This window comes from Micromonospora cremea (assembly GCF_900143515.1).
Classification (GTDB): domain Bacteria; phylum Actinomycetota; class Actinomycetes; order Mycobacteriales; family Micromonosporaceae; genus Micromonospora; species Micromonospora cremea.
This window is the reverse complement of sequence record NZ_FSQT01000002.1, coordinates 1,413,693-1,430,426: the sequence shown is the minus strand read 5'-3', so window position 1 is coordinate 1,430,426 and position 16,734 is coordinate 1,413,693. Positions and strand designations below refer to the sequence as shown.

16 protein-coding genes and 4 tRNA genes are annotated in these 16,734 nt (G+C 70.2%); 17 read left to right on the top strand and 3 right to left on the bottom strand.

Translation table 11 applies throughout. The annotated features are described in order from the left end of the window. Positions 1-14 precede the first annotated feature (14 nt). From BUS84_RS19990 to BUS84_RS19980, 3 genes are all read left to right on the top strand, one after another. Positions 15-1,505 (top strand): NADH-quinone oxidoreductase subunit N, encoded by a 1,491-nt coding sequence (locus BUS84_RS19990; RefSeq protein ID WP_074314648.1) that lies wholly within the window; start codon positions 15-17, stop codon positions 1,503-1,505. A gap of 134 nt (positions 1,506-1,639) precedes the next feature. Further along, a complete protein-coding gene (gene htpX / locus BUS84_RS19985) occupies positions 1,640-2,515 on the top strand; it encodes a zinc metalloprotease HtpX (RefSeq protein WP_074318949.1) in 876 nt (291 codons plus the stop codon). A 141-nt stretch (positions 2,516-2,656) separates the two neighbouring features. After that, the gene (locus BUS84_RS19980; protein WP_074314646.1) at positions 2,657-3,916 is read left to right on the top strand and encodes an MFS transporter; all 1,260 of its coding nucleotides are present in this window, start codon (positions 2,657-2,659) and stop codon (positions 3,914-3,916) included. Between the two features lie 31 nt (positions 3,917-3,947). On the opposite strand, the gene BUS84_RS40055 is transcribed toward BUS84_RS19980, so the two are convergent. Beyond that, positions 3,948-4,715 (bottom strand): MerR family transcriptional regulator, encoded by a 768-nt coding sequence (locus BUS84_RS40055; RefSeq protein WP_244298649.1) that lies wholly within the window; start codon positions 4,713-4,715, stop codon positions 3,948-3,950. A 92-nt stretch (positions 4,716-4,807) separates the two neighbouring features. Between BUS84_RS40055 and BUS84_RS19970 the strand changes: the two genes are divergently transcribed. Continuing rightward, positions 4,808-5,335, top strand: a complete 528-nt coding sequence (locus BUS84_RS19970; RefSeq protein WP_074314644.1) for a dihydrofolate reductase family protein — start codon at positions 4,808-4,810, stop codon at positions 5,333-5,335. Between the two features lie 85 nt (positions 5,336-5,420). On the opposite strand, the gene BUS84_RS19965 is transcribed toward BUS84_RS19970, so the two are convergent. Then, positions 5,421-5,915: a YajQ family cyclic di-GMP-binding protein gene (locus tag BUS84_RS19965; RefSeq protein ID WP_074314642.1), complete on the bottom strand. Its 495-nt coding sequence runs from the start codon at positions 5,913-5,915 to the stop codon at positions 5,421-5,423. Positions 5,916-6,062: 147 nt separating this feature from the next. On the opposite strand from BUS84_RS19965, the gene BUS84_RS19960 reads away from it, so the two are divergent. Beyond that, positions 6,063-6,146 (top strand) — tRNA-Tyr (locus BUS84_RS19960). A gap of 272 nt (positions 6,147-6,418) precedes the next feature. Beyond that, positions 6,419-7,369 (top strand): NADP-dependent oxidoreductase, encoded by a 951-nt coding sequence (locus tag BUS84_RS19955; protein ID WP_208869699.1) that lies wholly within the window; start codon positions 6,419-6,421, stop codon positions 7,367-7,369. A 229-nt stretch (positions 7,370-7,598) separates the two neighbouring features. Here the strand turns inward: BUS84_RS19955 and BUS84_RS38300 are convergent, their stop codons facing one another. Continuing rightward, positions 7,599-7,766 (bottom strand): hypothetical protein, encoded by a 168-nt coding sequence (locus BUS84_RS38300; protein WP_159451050.1) that lies wholly within the window; start codon positions 7,764-7,766, stop codon positions 7,599-7,601. A gap of 152 nt (positions 7,767-7,918) precedes the next feature. Between BUS84_RS38300 and BUS84_RS37625 the strand changes: the two genes are divergently transcribed. The 11 genes from BUS84_RS37625 (at position 7,919) to nusG (ending at position 16,677) form a co-directional block, all read left to right on the top strand. After that, a complete protein-coding gene (locus BUS84_RS37625; protein WP_143728462.1) occupies positions 7,919-8,353 on the top strand; it encodes a hypothetical protein in 435 nt (144 codons plus the stop codon). A gap of 600 nt (positions 8,354-8,953) precedes the next feature. After that, the gene (locus BUS84_RS19945) at positions 8,954-10,150 is read left to right on the top strand and encodes an epoxide hydrolase family protein (protein ID WP_074318946.1); all 1,197 of its coding nucleotides are present in this window, start codon (positions 8,954-8,956) and stop codon (positions 10,148-10,150) included. 900 nt (positions 10,151-11,050) lie between these two features. Further along, a complete protein-coding gene (locus tag BUS84_RS19940) occupies positions 11,051-13,579 on the top strand; it encodes a putative bifunctional diguanylate cyclase/phosphodiesterase (protein WP_074314638.1) in 2,529 nt (842 codons plus the stop codon). 93 nt (positions 13,580-13,672) lie between these two features. Next, a tRNA-Thr gene (locus tag BUS84_RS19935) sits at positions 13,673-13,745 on the top strand. Between the two features lie 24 nt (positions 13,746-13,769). Next, positions 13,770-13,842, top strand: a tRNA-Met gene (locus BUS84_RS19930). Between the two features lie 132 nt (positions 13,843-13,974). Then, positions 13,975-14,142 carry a 50S ribosomal protein L33 gene (gene rpmG, locus BUS84_RS19925; protein WP_007073056.1) on the top strand — a complete coding sequence of 56 codons (168 nt, stop codon included), beginning with the start codon at positions 13,975-13,977 and terminating at the stop codon, positions 14,140-14,142. Positions 14,143-14,267: 125 nt separating this feature from the next. Continuing rightward, entirely contained in the window at positions 14,268-14,714 is a 447-nt protein-coding gene (locus BUS84_RS19920; protein ID WP_074314636.1) for a MaoC family dehydratase N-terminal domain-containing protein, read from the top strand. A gap of 1 nt (position 14,715) precedes the next feature. Then, complete coding sequence (locus BUS84_RS19915; protein WP_074314634.1) at positions 14,716-15,108, top strand: MaoC family dehydratase; 393 nt, start codon at positions 14,716-14,718, stop codon at positions 15,106-15,108. Between the two features lie 128 nt (positions 15,109-15,236). Further along, positions 15,237-15,309: transfer RNA gene (locus tag BUS84_RS19910), tRNA-Trp, on the top strand. Positions 15,310-15,520: 211 nt separating this feature from the next. Continuing rightward, complete coding sequence (gene secE / locus BUS84_RS19905) at positions 15,521-15,913, top strand: preprotein translocase subunit SecE (protein ID WP_074314632.1); 393 nt, start codon at positions 15,521-15,523, stop codon at positions 15,911-15,913. A gap of 41 nt (positions 15,914-15,954) precedes the next feature. Next, positions 15,955-16,677, top strand: a complete 723-nt coding sequence (nusG, locus tag BUS84_RS19900) for a transcription termination/antitermination protein NusG (protein ID WP_074314630.1) — start codon at positions 15,955-15,957, stop codon at positions 16,675-16,677. Positions 16,678-16,734: the final 57 nt, after the last annotated feature.

Sequence of the window (16,734 nt, the reverse complement as noted above, 5' to 3'; positions counted from 1 at the left end):
ACAGAGGCGGTCCGATGAACGCGGTGCAGAGCGTGGACAGCGTGGCGCTGCTGCCGGCCTGCCTGGCCGCCGGTACCGCCGTGCTCGTGCTGGTCACCGACCTGCTGCTGGCCCGGCCGCGGGCCACGGTCGTGGTGGCCGCGCTCGGCGCGCTCGGCACCGCTGTCGGCGCGGCCCTGGTCGGCGCGGGTGGGGAGCGGCGGACGTTCTGCGTCGGCCCCGACTGCTCCTGGATCTTCGGCGGTCGGGCCGCCCTGGTCGGCGCGGTGGTGGCGCTGCTCACCCTGGGCGTGCTCGGGTTGTCCGTGCCCGCTCTGCGGGCCGGGCGGTCACCGGTGGGGGAGTACTGCTTCCTGCTCGCCTGCTCGATGACCGGCGGCGTGGTGCTCGGCGCGGCCGGTGACCTGATCACCCTGATCGTCGCCCTGGAGACGCTGACCCTGCCGCTGTACGTGCTGGTCGGCCTGCGCCGGGGGAGCCTGGCCAGCGCCGAGGCGGCGGTCACCTTCTTCGTGGTCAGCGTGGTGGCCACCACGGTGTCCCTGCTCGGCGCGGCGCTGCTGTACGCGGTGACCGGCGGGCTGCATCTGGACCGGCTCGGCACGCTCCTCGCCGAACGCCCGGAGCTGCGGGACCTGCCGCTGACCACCGCCGCGGTGGCGTTGCTGCTGCTCGGGCTGGCTTTCAAGGTGGCGGCGGTGCCGTTCCACGCCTGGGCGCCGGCGACCTATGACGGCGCACCGCTGCCGGTGGCCGCGTACCTGTCCACGGCGTCGAAGCTCGGCGGGGTGGTCGCGCTGCTCGCCGTGGTGCAGCGGGCGCTGCCGGCCGACCAGACCGGCCCGGTGCTCGCCCTGCTCGCGGTGCTCACGATGACCGTCGGCAACCTGGTCGCCCTGCGCCAGCGGCGTACCGTCCGACTGCTCGCCTGGTCCTCGGTCGCGCAGGCCGGGTACATCCTCGCCCCGCTGGGCGCGTTGGCGCTGGCCGCCGGTCGTACGGGCGAGGCGCGGGACGCCGCGTACGCGGCCGCGGTGGCGTACACCGTCTTCTTCGTGGTCCTGGAGCTGGCCGCGTTCGCCGGGGTGACCGCGCTGCGCCCGGCGGGTGCGGACGGCGGCACGCTGGACGACCTGCGCGGTGCGGCCCGCCGGCACCCGTGGCGGGGTGCGGCGCTCGGTCTCGCGCTGGTCGGCCTGGCCGGTCTGCCGCCCGGGCTGGCCGGGCTGTTCGCGAAGGTGACCGTGGTCCGGGCGCTGCTGGACGGCGGCGCCGCCTGGCTGGCGCTGGTGGTGGCGGTGAACGCGGTGATCGGGCTGGCCTACTACCTGCGGGTGACCGCAGCGCTCTGGGCGCCGGCGACGACGCCGGCCCCGGCGCTGTCGGGTGGCGCGGCGGCCGTACCGCTGGTGGGTGTGGTGGCAGTGGTGCTGGCGGTGGCCACGGTGGCCGCCGTGGTGCTCGGTGTCGCTCCGCAACTGGTGCTCGACCTGGCCGGCCGCTGACCCGCCCGGCCCGCTCCGGCGGCTCGGCCGGGCGGATCTCAGCCAACTCTCAGCGTTGAGACGGATGGTTGGCGGGTACCGGGTTGTTACACCGGTCAGCGGATCCCGGCGATCCGTGCACCGAAGGAGTGATCGTGCACCACAACCGTCTGAAGACCGCCGCGCTGCTCGGCCTGCTCACCGCCCTGATCCTCGCGGTGGGCTACGGGTTCGGCGGCAGTGGCGGACTGGTCATCGCCGTCCTCGTGTCGCTGGTCATGAACGGCATTTCCTACTTCTACTCCGACAAGCTCGCGCTGCGCTCGATGCGGGCGCAACCGGTCAGCGAGGCGGAGTTCCCCGAGCTGTACCGGATGGTGCGGGAACTGGCTGCCGAGGCGCGGCAGCCGATGCCGCGGCTCTACGTGAGCCCGACGGCGCAGCCCAACGCGTTCGCAACGGGTCGTAACCCGCAGCACGCAGCGGTCTGCGTGACCCAGGGCATCACCGAGATCCTCGACTACCGCGAGCTGCGCGGTGTGATCGGGCACGAGCTGTCACACGTCTACAACCGGGACATCCTGATCTCCAGCGTGGCGGCCGGGCTGGCCGGCATCATCACCTTCCTGGCGAACATCGCCTTCTTCATCCCGCTGGGCGGTGGCGACGACGAGGACAGGCCGAACCCGGCCGTACTGCTGCTGACCCTGATCCTGGGGCCGATCGCGGCCACGGTCATCCAGTTGGCGATCAGCCGGAGCCGCGAGTTCCAGGCGGACGCCTCGGGCGCCGAGTTGAGTCGTGATCCGCTGGCCCTCGCGAGCGCACTTCGTAAGATCGACGCGGTGGCCCGACGCCGGCCGTTGCCGGCACAGGGCCAGCTCACCAGCACCGCGCACCTCATGATCGCCAACCCGTTCCGGGGCGGCGGCGTGGCCGCGCTCTTCTCCACTCACCCCAAGATGGAGGACCGGGTCGCCCGGCTTGAGCAGCTGGCCGCCAACGCGGGCCCCGTGCAGTTCCAGCGCTGACCCGCTGATTCCACCTCCGCCCGCACCCGTACCGGGTGCGGGCGGAGCCCTGTGTCGGCCGCGATATCCGATACCTCCAGCCGACCGGCGGCGTTAGGGTCAGAACGGCTCACACTCATTACATTCCTCGGGAGGTTCACGGTGGCCGCACTGCGCCAGTACCTGGGTGTCTGGCGGATCCCCGGAGCACCGATGCTGCTGGTCACCGGCATCATCGGGCGGCTCGGGATCGGCATGACCCCGCTGGCGCTGCTGCTGGTGGTCGAGCAGGTGACCGGGCGGTACGCGCTCGCCGCGGTGGCCGGCGGGATCTACGCCGTCGCCGGTGCGGCACTCAGCCCGGTGGCCGGGCGGATCGCCGACCGGGTCGGCCCGAGCCCGGTTCTGCTGGTCACCGCCGTGGCCCACCCGCTGGCGCTCATCGGGCTGCTGATCGCCAGCCGGTCGGGCGACGACGCCCTCTCCGCCATCTACCTGGCCGCCGGCGTCGCCGGAGCGACCTACCCGCCGCTCACCGCCGCGATCCGTGGCGCGTGGAACGACCTGACCGGCCCCGGCTCCAACCGGTACCACCTGCGTAACACAGCGCTGGCCGCGGAGACCTCGCTGTTCGAGATCGTCTTCGTGCTCGGACCGCTGCTTGTCGCCGGCTTCGTGCTGTTCGCCGACGCAGCGGCCGCGCTGATCGGGGCGGCCGTGGTCACCCTGGTCGGCACCACCGCCGTGGCCCTCGGCCGGGTGATGCGCGGCTGGCGTCCGCACCCGCGCGAGCACCACGCCCGGGGGCTCGGCCCGCTGCGGGTCGGCGGCTTCCCGGCCCTGCTGGTCTGCGTGGCCAGCCTCGGCATCGCGTTCGGCGCCGCCGGCGTGATCGTCCCGGCGTACGCCGGCAACTACACCGCCGACGACCCGGAGAGCCTGGCCGGGATCCTGCTGGCCGTCTGGGGGATCGGCAGCGCGGCCGGCGGGTTCTGGTTCGGTGTTCGCCGGCCGTCACCGAACATGACCCGGCAGTTCGCCATGCTGCTCGCCGCGCTCGCCGGCACCTTCGTGGTGTTCGCGGTCATGCCCACGCCGCTGGCGCTGGGCATCGCGCTGGTCGTCGGCGGGGCCACCATCGCGCCCGCGCTGACCCTGGAGAACACCCTGGTCGGCCGGATCGCGCCGGCCGGCATGCTGAACGAGGCGTACACCTGGGTGGTCACCATGTCGGTGGCGGCGAGCGCCGCCGGCGGCGCGGTGGCCGGCCTGATCGTGGACCACGCCGGCGGCGTGCCGTGGGCGTTCCTGTTCGCCGGTGCGGCGGTCGCCGTCGGGGCCGCGGTCGCCGCGCTGCCCGCCGGGCCGATCGCCCGCGCGGAAACCTCGTCGGTACGCACCGACGAGCCCGTCGCCGCCTGACCCACCTCGGGTCGTCCGTGCCTCCGTCCGGTCAGGTCTGATCGAACGGCAGCGGGCAGCAGGAACTGCCGGCGCAGGCGACCAGGTCGTCGCAGCCCGCCGAGATCGCCGCCCGCAGCGAGTCCCGGACGGCCGTGAGGTCGGCCAACCGCCGTTCCACCTCGGCCAGCTTCGCGGTGGCCTGAGCCGGTAGGCCGGTGCTCGGACGGCGATGGCGCTGCCCGGCGTGGAGCAGGTCGGCGACCTCGCCGAGGGTGAAGCCGAGACGCTGTGCGGTCTTGATGATCCGCAGGCGGGTGACCGACTCCGCCGGGTACAGCCGGTGCCCGCCGGGTGAGCGCCGTGGCGCCGCCAGCAGGCCGCGACGCTCGTAGTAGCGCAGCGTCTGCGGGTTCACCCCGGCCGCGCCGGCCAGTTGACCGCTGCGCAACCACGAGCCGGCCGACCCGGGTGTGCCGGCGGGCCGCACCCGCTCCGCGATGGCGTCAAGGACGCCGACGTGTGAGGCTGGCACCTGGACGTCGAGCGTCACCGCGTCCGGGCCGGTCCGGGTGACGTCGAAGGTGAAGAACGAGCAGCACGCCGATTCGCGGGCGGTCAGGTCCCGGGCGGCGCGCTCGGCCTCCGCCGTGCCGACCAGGTGCAGCCGCAGGAGCTGCGCGGACGGCCGGTCGAGCCGTCGGACGAGGTCGGCGAAGAACCGGTCGAACTCGGCGAGGCGGACGGGCTGCTCGGCGGTGGGCAGGCGGCAGGCGTCGGGAACCCACGTATCGTCCGTCCCGGGGTGTCGGTCGCTCACCACTCGACGGTAAGCCCGTACCCGGGTACCGGATGCAAGCCCACTCTTCCGGCTCCAGGCGGTCTAACTGACCGACCGGTGGAAGGAGACCCATGGCAAAGCTGCTGTACTCCGCGACGGCGTCGCTCGACGGCTACATCGCCGGCCCGGGCGGTGACATGTCCTGGCTGACCGAGCACCTCGTCGGCGAGAACCCGACGGCGGATCACCTGTTGGCCAACGTCGGCGCGATCCTGGCTGGCAACTGCACCTTCGGCGGCGACGACCCGAACCGCGGCACAAACAGCGAGGGGGCCTTCGGCGGTCAGTACCACGGACCGGTGGTCGTGCTCACCCACCGGCCGCCGGTCGAGCCAGCCAGCGGCGTCACGTTCGTCGGCGACCTGCACAGCGCCGTCGCACAGGCCAAGGAGGCCGCCGGGGACAGGTACGTGAACGTCCTCGGCGCGAACGTCGCCAAACAGTGCATCCAGGCCGGGCTGCTCGACGAGATCCTGATGTTCTTCGCCCCGGTGCTGCTCGGTGACGGGGTCCGCATGTTCGACCACTCCGGAGGGACCAGGGTGCGGTTGGCGCCGATTCCCGGCGAGGCCGCGCACTGGTACCGCGTCATCTACTGAGCCGTGTGGCGTCGCCGGAAAGAAATGGCTGCGCTCGTCGCGCCTCGGGTCAGGCCTCCCGCAGGCGCGGCAAGCGCCAGCGTCCCTACCGGTAGTTGGTGAACTGGAGCGCGACGCCGAAATCCTCGCCCTTGAGCAGCGAAATGACCGCCTGGAGGTCGTCCCTCTTCTTGCCGGTGACCCGGAGCTGGTCGCCCTGGATCTGGGCCTGGACGCCCTTGGGGCCCTCGTCGCGGATCTTCTTGCTGATCGCCTTGGCCTTGTCCGTCTCGATGCCCTGGATCACCTTGCAGTCGATCTTGAAGACCTTGCCGGACGGGCGCGGGTCGCCGGCGTCCAGCGACTTCAGCGAGATGTTCCGCTTGACCAGCTTCTCCTTGAACACGTCCAGCGCGGCGCGTACCCGCTCCTCGGTCTCCGCCTGAAGACCGATCGCCTCCTCGCCCGACCAGGAGATCTCCGCGCCGGTGCCGCGGAAGTCGAACCGCGTCGAGAGCTCCTTCTCCGCCTGGCGGAGGGCGTTGTCGACCTCCTGGCGGTCGACCTTGCTCACGATGTCGAAAGACGGGTTCGCTGGCATGCTTCTGCTCCTGCTGTCCGGCGGTCTGGGCCTGCCGTCGGCCGCCGACCGGCGGCACGACCCCCTGACCGTACCCGGTTGCGCCGGTGCCGGGGGGAGCCGCTATCCTTGCTTCCGCCGCCGCGTTGCGACGCGGTGGGGTGCCCTGGCGGGTTGCCCGAGCGGCCAATGGGAGCGGACTGTAAATCCGTCGCGAAAGCTACAGAGGTTCGAATCCTCTACCCGCCACCAGGTGCAGATGCGGCCCCTGACCAGCAGAGATGCTGATCGGGGGCCGTTGTCGTTTGTCTGGCCGAGTCCGGTTGGGTCCAGTGACGACTGGTTGTGGGCAGGTCGATCTTGCGGCGCGTGTACCCCGCGGGCTTCTGCACCGAAGGGGCAAGGGTTACGGAAGTCCGGCAGGCGGCTGCCGAACCGCCAGATAATGCGGGAGCCAGACTGCGATCATCCCAGGGGCGGCCGGCGGGCTGATCGACATGTGGTCGGGAAGGAGCAGTCGTCGGATGAGCACGATGCACGCCGTGAGAGCCCACACCAGAGGCGGGCCGGAGAAACTCGTGTACGAGGAGGCGCCGCGGCCCGAGCCGGGGCCTGGTGAGGTGTTGGTGGCCGTGAAGGCCGCTTCCATGACACCCCATGAGCTCACCTGGCCGGCAACGTGGACGCACAGCCAGGACGGGACGGGACCGGAGCGCACCCCGATCATCCCGTCGCACGAGTTCTCCGGAGTCGTCGCGGCGTCCGGCGCGGGGGTGGAGAGCCCCGCCGAGGGGGAGGCCGTCTACGGCTTGATCCCTTTCACCCGCGATGGCGCGGCAGCCGAGTACGTCGCCCTGCCCGCGGCCGTCGTGGCGGCCAAACCCACCACCGTTGACCATGACCACGCCGCGGCGCTCCCACTGGCTGCGTTGAGTGCCTGGCAGGCGCTGGTGGACCACGCTGATCTGCAGGCCGGTCAGCACGTGCTGGTGCACGGCGGTGCCGGCGGCGTGGGAAGCTACGTGGTGCAGCTCGCGGCGGGTCTCGGTGCTCGCGTGAGCGCAACGGCGGCGGCGGCCGACCTGGAGTTCGTCAAGGGTCTGGGTGCCGAGCAGGTCATCGACTATGCGCACGACCGCTTCGAGGATCACGTCAGCGACGTGGACGTAGTAGTTGATCTTGTCGGAGGAGCGACGCAGTCGCGGTCCTGGTTGCTCCTGAAACGGGGCGGTGTCCTGGTCACCCTCGCCACGCCTCCCGACCAGCAGGAAGCAGCCCGGCATGGCGTTCGTGGGGTTTTCTTTGTCGTCGAGCCCGACCAGAACGCGTTGCGTTCCATCGCCGAGTTCGTCGATGACGGCCGGTTGAGGCCGGTGCTGGACCGCGTGCTGCCTCTCACTGAGACGCGCTCCGGTTACGAGGCGCTCGAGACGGCCAAACGCCGCGGCAAGGTCGTCATCCACGTCGCTGACTAGTCACTGCCGTCGGTGCCGCTGTGGGCACGTGTGGCGTGCGCTGTTCGATGACGGGTCCGGTCGGCCCGCAGGCCCGGACTACTCGCTTACAAGTTCTGGGCGCTCCGTCTGGGCGTGTCCGTCCGCATCCCTGAGCCGGGGGACTGTCCGCGCCCGGCGGCTGCCGGCCGTCCTCGTCCCGGCCTGTTGCCGTCACCGGTGCTGTCGGCAGCCGCGCCCTGGGCCCGGCTCAGTCTGGTACGGCCGTGTCGGCGCTGCTGCCGTCGTAGAACCAGACCACCGCCTGCGGTAGTCCTCCCGCAACACGCGCCGCCAGCAGACGTCCCTCGGCGGCGAAGGCTGCGTCCTCCTCTGCCCCGACGGCTCTGCTGTCCCTCGGATCGGCGATGTTGACCATGGATTCCGACCACCGCCGCCAGGCCGCCAGTCGCCCCACGAGGCCGGGGGCCCGAGCGTGGCAGGATCGCTCGGCTCGTATGGGCCGCCGTCCTCATCACGAACCCACAGCGGGAACGGTGCCCGGCTGTCAAGAGCGGGCGGGGCAAGCTCGTGTCGCCTGACACTGCTCAACGCGCCGGCCGGCGCCCAAACTTCAGCGGCGGGCTGAGCCGGGAAAACGGCGGGCTGAGCCGGGAAAACGGCGCCGTCGGCACCAAGGTACGGGGCCGGTTCCATCTGGCCGCCCAGTGCGCCGGCTACCGCGTAGGCAGCAGCCAGCTTGACGTCACCGTCGCACGTGTCGGCCGGGGAATCCCCGATCATCGGCAGTGTCACTCTGCTCGCGCGGTCGCGGCCCTGTACGTGGGCGAGCGCATATCGCGCGCCCTCCAACGCCTCGGTGATGAACTGCTGGTTGATCGGTCTGTCGACCACGGCATGCGGTCCGTACAGATCCCGCAACCAGTCGAACGCATGGGGAGAAACGACCACCTGGTCCTGGTCGGCCGGCTCAGCCTCAACGGCAACCTTCGCAATGTGAGCTAGCCCGGCGACTATCTGACGGAGCACGAAGACTGCTTCCACGGGGACAACCTACTGAGAGCGCGTGATAGGACCCCGCCGGGCAGGTCGGCTTCCGGACCGGGTGATCAGCCACCAAAGCCATCCGATCATGATTGGCGTTCCAGATGGTCGGTCCTAACGTGGATACTCAGGCCTCATGGGCAGCCCCATCTATCTGTTCTGTTGGTGTCGCCGGCATCTTCCCCCGCCCGCCCCAAGGCAGGAGCCCGGCAGTCGGGTCTATACGAGAGAGCGAAAGTGCCCCCGTTGCGCACGCTTGTGGCAGGTGCGGCCGGAGAAGCCCCGCCGCTGGCAGAGGGTGCCAGACAGCTGGGGCGGGGCCTCCGGTTCCTGATTTGCGATGCGCCGGATGGGGCTGCCAGTTCCGCCTGAGTGCGGCTGGTCACGACCGCCACCGTGAGCGACGCACTCTTCACTACAGAGATCGGTAAGCCGGTCCGGGCCGGACCCCTGCGCGAATTCGCGTTTCGGTCCGTCGGTCGCCGGCCCGCTGCGAAACTGGGCACGTGCCAGCCCTGCCGACGCCCCGGCGCCGGTCGAACCGACCGGTAGGTGGAGAACATGTCTGACGACACCGAAATCCGTCCCTTCCGGCTCGACACACCGGAAGATGTGATCGCCGACATGCGTCGCCGGATCGCGGCCACGCGCTGGCCCACCCGAGAGCTGGTCACCGATCGCTCCCAGGGTGTGCAACTGGCGACGGTCCAGGAGCTGGCCCGCTACTGGTCCAGCGATTACGACTGGCGCGCGTGCGAGGCGAAGCTGAACGCCCTGCCGCAGTACACGACCGTCATCGACGGCGTCGAGATCCACTTCATCCACGTGCGGTCGCAGCACGAGAACGCCCTGCCGCTGATCATGACGCACGGCTGGCCAGGCTCGGTCGTCGAGCTGCTCGGGGTCGTCGGCCCGCTCACCGACCCGACCGCGCACGGCGGCACCGCCGAGGACGCGTTCCACCTGGTGCTGCCGTCTTTGCCTGGCTACGGCTTCTCCGGAGAGCCGTCCGAGCGTGGCTGGGACTCCAACCGCATGGCCGGCGCGTGGGCGCAGCTGATGGACCGCCTCGGCTACACGCGCTACGTCGCGCAGGGAGGCGACGTGGGTGCCAGCGTCACGGACGCGATGGGCCGCCAAGCACCCGAGGGGCTGGTCGGCATCCACGTCAACCTGCTCGCCGGGGCGCTCGGCATCAAGGACCAACTGCCGGCGAAGTCCGAGCAGGAACGCACGGCGCTCGACGCGCTCAACACGTTCATGACGGACGGGTTCGGCTACTTCCTGGAGCAGTCCACCCGGCCGCAGACGATCGGCTACTCCCTGCTGGATTCACCCGTCGGGCTGGCGGCCTGGATGCTCGACCATGACACGGACAGCTACTACAAGATCTCCAGCGCGTTCGTCGACGGCAAGCCCGTGGGCAGTCTCACCCGGGACAGCATCGTCGACAACATCACGCTGTACTGGCTGACGGGCACCGGCGCCTCGTCCGCCCGGTGGTACTGGGAGTTTGGACGGACCATCGCCGCAGCCACCGCGGCCGGCCAGGCCCCTCCGCCGGTCTCGGTTCCGGTCGGCTTCACGACGTTCCCCGACGAGATCTGGGCCGCCCCGCGCAGCTGGGCCGAGACGGTCTACCCGGGCCTCGCGTACTTCAACGAGGTCGACCGCGGCGGTCACTTCGCCGCCTGGGAGGAGCCGGAGCTCATCTCCACCGAGGTGCGGGCCGCGTTCCGGCCGCTGCGGAAATCCTGAGCCAGCTCCGGTTCTCGCTTGACCCCCTCGTCAGTGAGCCGCGGCCCGAGCTTCAGTGGCGGGCAGGGTGCTTCTTGGCGAGGCGCTCATCCACATGCCGTCGGTGTTCGTAGGTCGGCCAGGTTGGTCCCCTTTGGACCGGGTGCCCTGCCCCGGTAAGGGCACCGGCTCGGCGGGAGGGGCGGCGGCTCAGTGCGCGAGAGTAGGGCACGATTGTCGACGTCGTGTTGATCCGTCGCGAAAGCTACGGCAGTTGGAGGCCTCAGTCATCACCACCGATACGCCGACTCCATTGAGCTGCGATGACGCCGTTCGAGTGCGGCTGCCTCGCCGACTGCTGCATTCCTTAAGCGCACCCGTTGAGGTACTGGCGCGATCGCGATGAACCGGTATGGTGGTCGATGGCCGAGCGGGAGGCGAAAGCGTTGACGCCACCTCAAAGCGTTACGCATAGTGACTGCCGCACCGAATTAGGTGACTGCCTTACGGCTGGACCGAATTGCGTTGAAGGTCGTAATCAACGCTGTACGAAGCGGTGAGACGCTCGCAGGCTCGTCATCTGGCCTAGTGCGATGACGGGGGTGGGCCGAACGGCGGGAAGTCACGGACGGTGGGGCCAGTCGGGGCCTCCCCACTTCTCTCGCTGCCCGCACTGTGGCACGATCGTGGAACCTCCACTATCCCCACGACACTTTCCGACAGGAGCAATCATGTCTGGTCGTAGGTTGGGCCGGCTGTTTGGCTCGCTCCTCATCCTCGCTGCCGTCGCTGGCGTTGTCGTTGCCAACCACGGTGGCGTCCCGGCGGACCTCCACATGGCGGACATCATCTGGGTCTGACAGCTCCGCTCGACGGGCTGTCGATCCTCTTACGACATACGCCGGACCGACAGGGAGCGGGATGATCGCGCGCGACCAGTTGAGGCGTCGGTCGTCGGAAGATGCCTGGATCATCACGGCTCCACTGGTACTTCTCGCGGTCGCCTGCGCAACTCTCACGGGTCTGGTCGCCGACCGGCCGTTCGGCGACTGGCACTGGGCAGCGCTGCTTCTCGCGGCGATGATCGCCGCGGGTCTTCCGCTGCTGGTGCTGGTCGTTCGTCGGCAGTCGGTGGCCATGACCCTGACCGAGCTGCCGCTCGTGCTCGCGTTGCACTTCCTGCCGCCGCTGACGGTCGTGGTCATCTACACGCTCGCGTCCCTGGTCACGCAACTGCGACATCGGATAACGGCGCCAAAGGTCTGGTTCAACGTCGCGCGGGCCGCCGCCGGGACGTCGCTCGCCACCCTGCTTCTCCAGGCGCTGCCGCCGAGGTCGGGTGTCGGCCCGGCAACGTGGGTGAGTCTGTGTTTCGCGATCAGTGTGGTGATCCTGGTCAGCCTCACCGCGGTCGCGTCCGTACACACCCTCCTGCAGGGCTGGCAGGAGGGGCGGGAGACGCTCCGTGCGGTGCCGTCCCTGCTCCTGACCGCGGGCATCAACGTCTCCGCGGGGTTGATCGTCCTGATCCTGATCCAGGTGTCCTGGTGGTCGCTGCTACCGCTGGCCGCGCTGGCGGCCGGGCTCGCGCTGGTCTACCGCTCGTACACCCAGTTCTTCCGCCAGCACCGCACGCTGACCGACATGTACGAGTTGAGCCGGGCGGTGGCGGCCAGCGGCCAGGACGGGACCCTGGTCGACGCTCTGCTCGGGCGGGTCCGCGCGCTGATGCAGGCCGAGTACGCCACCCTCTGGTTGCCGGCACAGGGACGACATCCCGAGATCCTGCTCACCGCACGGGTCGAGGACTCCGGCCTGCTCGACCTGTCCCTGACCCCGCCCGCGCTGCGGGAGAAGGTGCTGGAGACGGCTCGCCCCGTCACGGTCGGCCGTGGTCTCACCAGTGATCCCGAGTTCCGGGCCAGCCTCGCCGAGCGGGGGGTCAAGGACACGGTCGTCGTTCCGCTCCGGTCCGGCGGTGTCGTGATCGGGACGTTGGAGGTCACCAACCGGCTCGCTGACCCCGTGTACTTCACCCAGCGCGACATCTCGGTCCTAGAGACGGTGGCCGCGCACGCGGCGGTGGCGCTGGAGAACTCACGACTGGTCGACCGGCTGCGGCACGACGCGTACCACGACGCGCTGACCCGGCTGCCCAACCGACGGCGGATCACCGGGGCGCTGGAGGAGTCGGTCAAGATCGGCGCTCCCGGCGAAGTGGTGGCACTGCTGCTCTTCGACGTCGACGGGCTGCGCCAGGTCAACGAGTCTCTCGGTCACGCGGCCGGGGACAAGGTCCTCGCCGAGGTCGCCAAGCGGTTGCGGGCCAGCGCGCCGTCGTCGGCTCTGGTCGGCCGGGCCAGTGGGGACGAGTTCCTGGTGACGCTGCGGTTGGAGAGCGCCGACGCGGCGCTGGAGCTGGCCCGCCAGCTGCGCGACCAGATCCGCGACGAGATGGTCTTCGACGCGCTCACCCTCGATGTGGACACCGCCGTCGGGGTGGCCGTACACCCGGATCACGGCAGCGACGCGGCGACCCTGCTGCTCCGGGTCGACCTCGCCGCCACGGCCGCCAAGTCGGTGCCGGGCAGTGTGCAGCTGTTCAACCCGGCCCTGGAGTCCCGGTCGCTGCGCCGGCTGGGCCTCGCCGGCGACCTGCGTCGGGCCTTGGACCAGGACGAGCTCGAGGTCTACTTCCAGCCGAAGGTGACATTGCGGGACCGCCACCTGGTCGGTGTCGAGTGCCTGGCCCGGTGGGAGCACCCGACGCACGGCACCGTCGCCCCCGAGGACTTCGTGGCGGTGGCCGAACACACCGGTCAGTTGAGCCGGCTCACCGAGGTGGTGCTCCGCGAGGGGCTGCGGCGCAGCCGGGACTGGGCCCAGGCGGACCAGCCGCTGTCCATCGCGGTCAACCTCAACGCCCGTACGCTCACCGACCAGCATTTCCCGGACCGGGTGCGCGAGCTGCTGACCGAGTACGGGGTGCCAGCGCAGCGCCTCACCCTGGAGATCACCGAGGCGGGTGTGCTGGACGGCACCGACCGGCCCGTCCCGACCCTGCGCCGGCTGCGCGACCTCGGCGTCCGGCTGTCGGTGGACGACTTCGGCACCGGCGACTCGTCCCTGGCCCACCTCCGCCGGCTGCCGGTGCACGAGGTGAAGGTGGACCGCTCCTTCGTGCAGGGCATGGCGACCGACCCGGGTGACCTGGCGATCGTCAACGCGGTGGTGACCCTGTCCCAGCAGTTCGGCCTGGCCGTGGTCGCCGAGGGCGTGGAGAGCGAGTTGACCCTGGAGCTGCTCCAGGACATCGGCTGCGAGATCGGTCAGGGCTTCCTGTTCAGCCGACCGCTGCCGTACGAGCGCCTGGCCGCCTGGTTCGGCGCCCAGGCAGACCCGGAAACGATCTCCGGCGGAGAGCTCCCACGCCTTCGAGTCGTGCCCTGAGCTGGGCGCGGACGATCACCGGGGATCCGATTTCACCTGTCGAGCCGGGCCGTGTACTCTTACTTCTGCGCGCCTCCCGGGGAGATCGCGCAGGCCCCCTTAGCTCAGTCGGCAGAGCGTCTCCATGGTAAGGAGAAGGTCTACGGTTCGATTCCGTAAGGGGGCTCGAGGGTTCAGCTGGACCCACCGCGGCGGTGTAGCTCAGATGGCAGAGCAAGCGGCTCATAATCGCTGTGTCGCCGGTTCAAGTCCGGCCACCGCTACTCTCGTCTTCCGGGCTCGGTCCCGGTGGTCGTGGGGATGGGCGCCACTGGCGCCCACTTTGCATGTCCGCGCAGTCAGCGACTAGGCTGACGCGTCGTAGTTGTTTCCGTTAGCGAGGAAGGCACTCCGCCGTGGCGAAGGCTACCGATGTCCGGCCGAAGATCACTTTGGCGTGTGTGGAGTGCAAGGAGCGCAACTACATCACGCGCAAGAACCGTCGTAACGACCCCGACCGCATCGAGCTGAAGAAGTTCTGCCCGCGCGACGGTCGGCACACGGTCCACCGCGAGACCCGCTGACCTGCGGCCGGCCCACGCCGGCCATTGTTGAAGCTTTCCCGATCGCCGATCTGACCGGGCCGGCGCGGCTCTGCCGCCGCCGACCGAGCAGATCGGCGATTGTGTTTTCCGTGTAGGTTCGCGGCATGTCTCTGGACCCTTCCTTCGTCGGCCGGACCTATCCGCCGACCGCCCCCTACCAGGTGGGCCGAGAAAAGATCCGTGAGTTCGCCACCGCCATCGGCGCGACCGACCCGGCTCACCACGACCCGGAGGCGGCCCGCGCGCTGGGCCACCCGGACGTGGTCGCCCCGCCGACCTTTCCGGTGGTCGTCACGATGGCCGCGAGCCGTCAGATCGTCGAGGACCCGGCGCTCGGCGTCGACTACAGCCGCGTGGTGCACGGCGACCAGCGGTTCGCGTACACCCGGCCGGTGGTCGCCGGCGACGAGCTGGTCTGCGCGAGCACCATCGAGGACGTCACCACCCGGGGCGGGCACGGCTTTCTGACCACCCGCACCGACGTGAGCACCGTCGCCGGCGAGCCTGTGGTCGCCGTCTGGTCCAAGATCGTCGTACGCGGGGAGGCGTGAGATGGAGCTGCCAGCCAAGACGTTCCAGGTGACCCGTGCGGACCTGGTCCGCTACGCCGGCGCCTCGGGCGACTTCAACCCGATCCACTGGAGCGACCGGTTCGCCACCAAGGTGGGTCTTCCCGGGGTAATCGCGCACGGCATGTTCACCATGGCGCTGGTCGGCCGGGCCGTCACCGAGTGGGCCGGCGCGCCCGACGCGGTGGTCGACTACGGCGTCCGGTTCACCCGGCCGGTCGTGGTTCCGGACGACGACCAGGGGACCGAGATCGAGGTCACCGCGGTGGTCCGTGAGGTGACCGAGGACGGCCTGACCCGGCTCGACGTGACCGCCACCTGCCTGGGGGAGAAGGTGCTCTCGCAGGCCCGGGCCACCATCCGGACGGCACGCTGAATCGATCCGCCACGCGTGGTGGGGAGACCGGTTGGGAAAGTCGGGCGGCTACCCGTACACTGGTCCGCCGTGGGGCAAGTGACCCCTGCTCGGTCGTCTGTGGCCGCGTGGGGCGAGAGTTGCCGCACAGGGGTGTAGCTCAATTGGCAGAGCAGCGGTCTCCAAAACCGCAGGCTGCAGGTTCAAGTCCTGTCACCCCTGCGCCTCAGGCCTGACCGTTCCCGTGGGTCGCGCCGCCGACATGGCGGCGTCCGGCCCGTGGTGGTGGCATTGGCGGGGTGGTTCCGAGGCATCGGGCCCCCCGGTTGATCCACCGGCCGCGGCCCGTCGCGGGACGGTTGGTCCGGCCGGCGTGACCAGCGCTGAGCACGCCGTCCGGCGTGCGACCCGAGATTCCGCGACGGAGGGCGAAGTGGCCGACAACAAGCGGCGCGGCGAGGACGCCGGCGACGATCGTCTCGACGACGAGATCGTCGACGACGTAGCCGACGACGACGCCACCAGCGCGGACGAGCCGGTCTCCCGGGGAGGCACCGCGACGCGGTCCCGCGCCCGGGCGGAGTCGGCGGACAGCCGGCCGACCACCCGGTCGGAAACCAATCGGGTGGGCGTGTTCGGCCGCATCGCCCGGTTTTTCCGCGAGGTAGTGGCCGAACTGCGTAAGGTCATCTGGCCGACGCGCAAGGAGTTGCTGACATACACCGCCGTGGTGGTCGCGTTCGTCGCGGTGATGCTGACGATCGTGGGTGTGCTGGACTACGGCTTCGCCAAGGTCGTGCTGTTTGTCTTCGGCAACTCGAGCTGACCGGCTGCCTCCAGAGCCGATAGTGACGGAAGTGAGCGAGCGTGCCTGAGTACGACGAGACCGCCGGACCGGTGGACGAGCAGTCCACGGTCGCGACGGCGGCTGGTGACGAGTCGGTTGAGGCCGCCAGCGAGCCGGAGTTCCCGACCACTGAGCCCGCACCCGACGAGGAGTACGACGCGGTCGCCGAGCTGCGGCAGAAGCTGCGCTACGCGCCGGGTGACTGGTACGTGGTGCACTCCTACGCTGGCTACGAGAACAAGGTCAAGACCAACCTCGAGACCCGGATCACGAGCCTCGACATGGAGGACTTCATCTTCCAGGTCGAGGTGCCGACCCGGGAAGAGGTCGAGGTCAAGAACGGTAAGCGTTCGCAGATCCAGGCCAAGGTCTTCCCGGGCTACATCCTGGTTCGGATGGAGCTGACCGCCGAGTCCTACTCCTGCGTCCGTAACACCCCGGGCGTGACCGGCTTCGTCGGCGCGACCGACCGGGCCGACCGGCCCGCGCCGCTCTCCCTCGACGAGGTGCTGAAGTGGCTGGCGCCGGCCATCGAGACCGAGCAGAAGAAGGCGAAGCCCGAGATCAAGGTTCTCGACTTCGAGGTGGGAGACTCGGTCACCGTCACCGACGGCGCGTTCGCGTCGCTGCCGGCCACGATCAGCGAGATCAACGCCGACCAGCAGAAGCTCAAGGTGCTGGTGTCGATCTTCGGCCGGGAGACCCCGGTGGAGCTCAACTTCAACCAGGTCGCCAAGATCTGACCGGACGTCGGCGGCGGGCCCGGCCCGCCGCCGACGTCGGCGTAAGCCCTCCCGCTC

Coding starts and splice junctions, on each gene's coding strand:
- BUS84_RS19990 (WP_074314648.1), top strand. CDS start 15: ATGAACGCGGTGCAGAGCGTGGACAGCGTGGCGCTGCTGCCGGCCTGC.
- BUS84_RS19970 (WP_074314644.1), top strand. CDS start 4,808: ATGGCAAAGCTGCTGTACTCCGCGACGGCGTCGCTCGACGGCTACATC.
- BUS84_RS19965 (WP_074314642.1), bottom strand. CDS start 5,915: ATGCCAGCGAACCCGTCTTTCGACATCGTGAGCAAGGTCGACCGCCAG.
- BUS84_RS19955 (WP_208869699.1), top strand. CDS start 6,419: ATGAGCACGATGCACGCCGTGAGAGCCCACACCAGAGGCGGGCCGGAG.
- BUS84_RS38300 (WP_159451050.1), bottom strand. CDS start 7,766: ATGGTCAACATCGCCGATCCGAGGGACAGCAGAGCCGTCGGGGCAGAG.
- BUS84_RS19945 (WP_074318946.1), top strand. CDS start 8,954: ATGTCTGACGACACCGAAATCCGTCCCTTCCGGCTCGACACACCGGAA.
- BUS84_RS19940 (WP_074314638.1), top strand. CDS start 11,051: ATGATCGCGCGCGACCAGTTGAGGCGTCGGTCGTCGGAAGATGCCTGG.
- BUS84_RS19920 (WP_074314636.1), top strand. CDS start 14,268: ATGTCTCTGGACCCTTCCTTCGTCGGCCGGACCTATCCGCCGACCGCC.
- BUS84_RS19915 (WP_074314634.1), top strand. CDS start 14,716: ATGGAGCTGCCAGCCAAGACGTTCCAGGTGACCCGTGCGGACCTGGTC.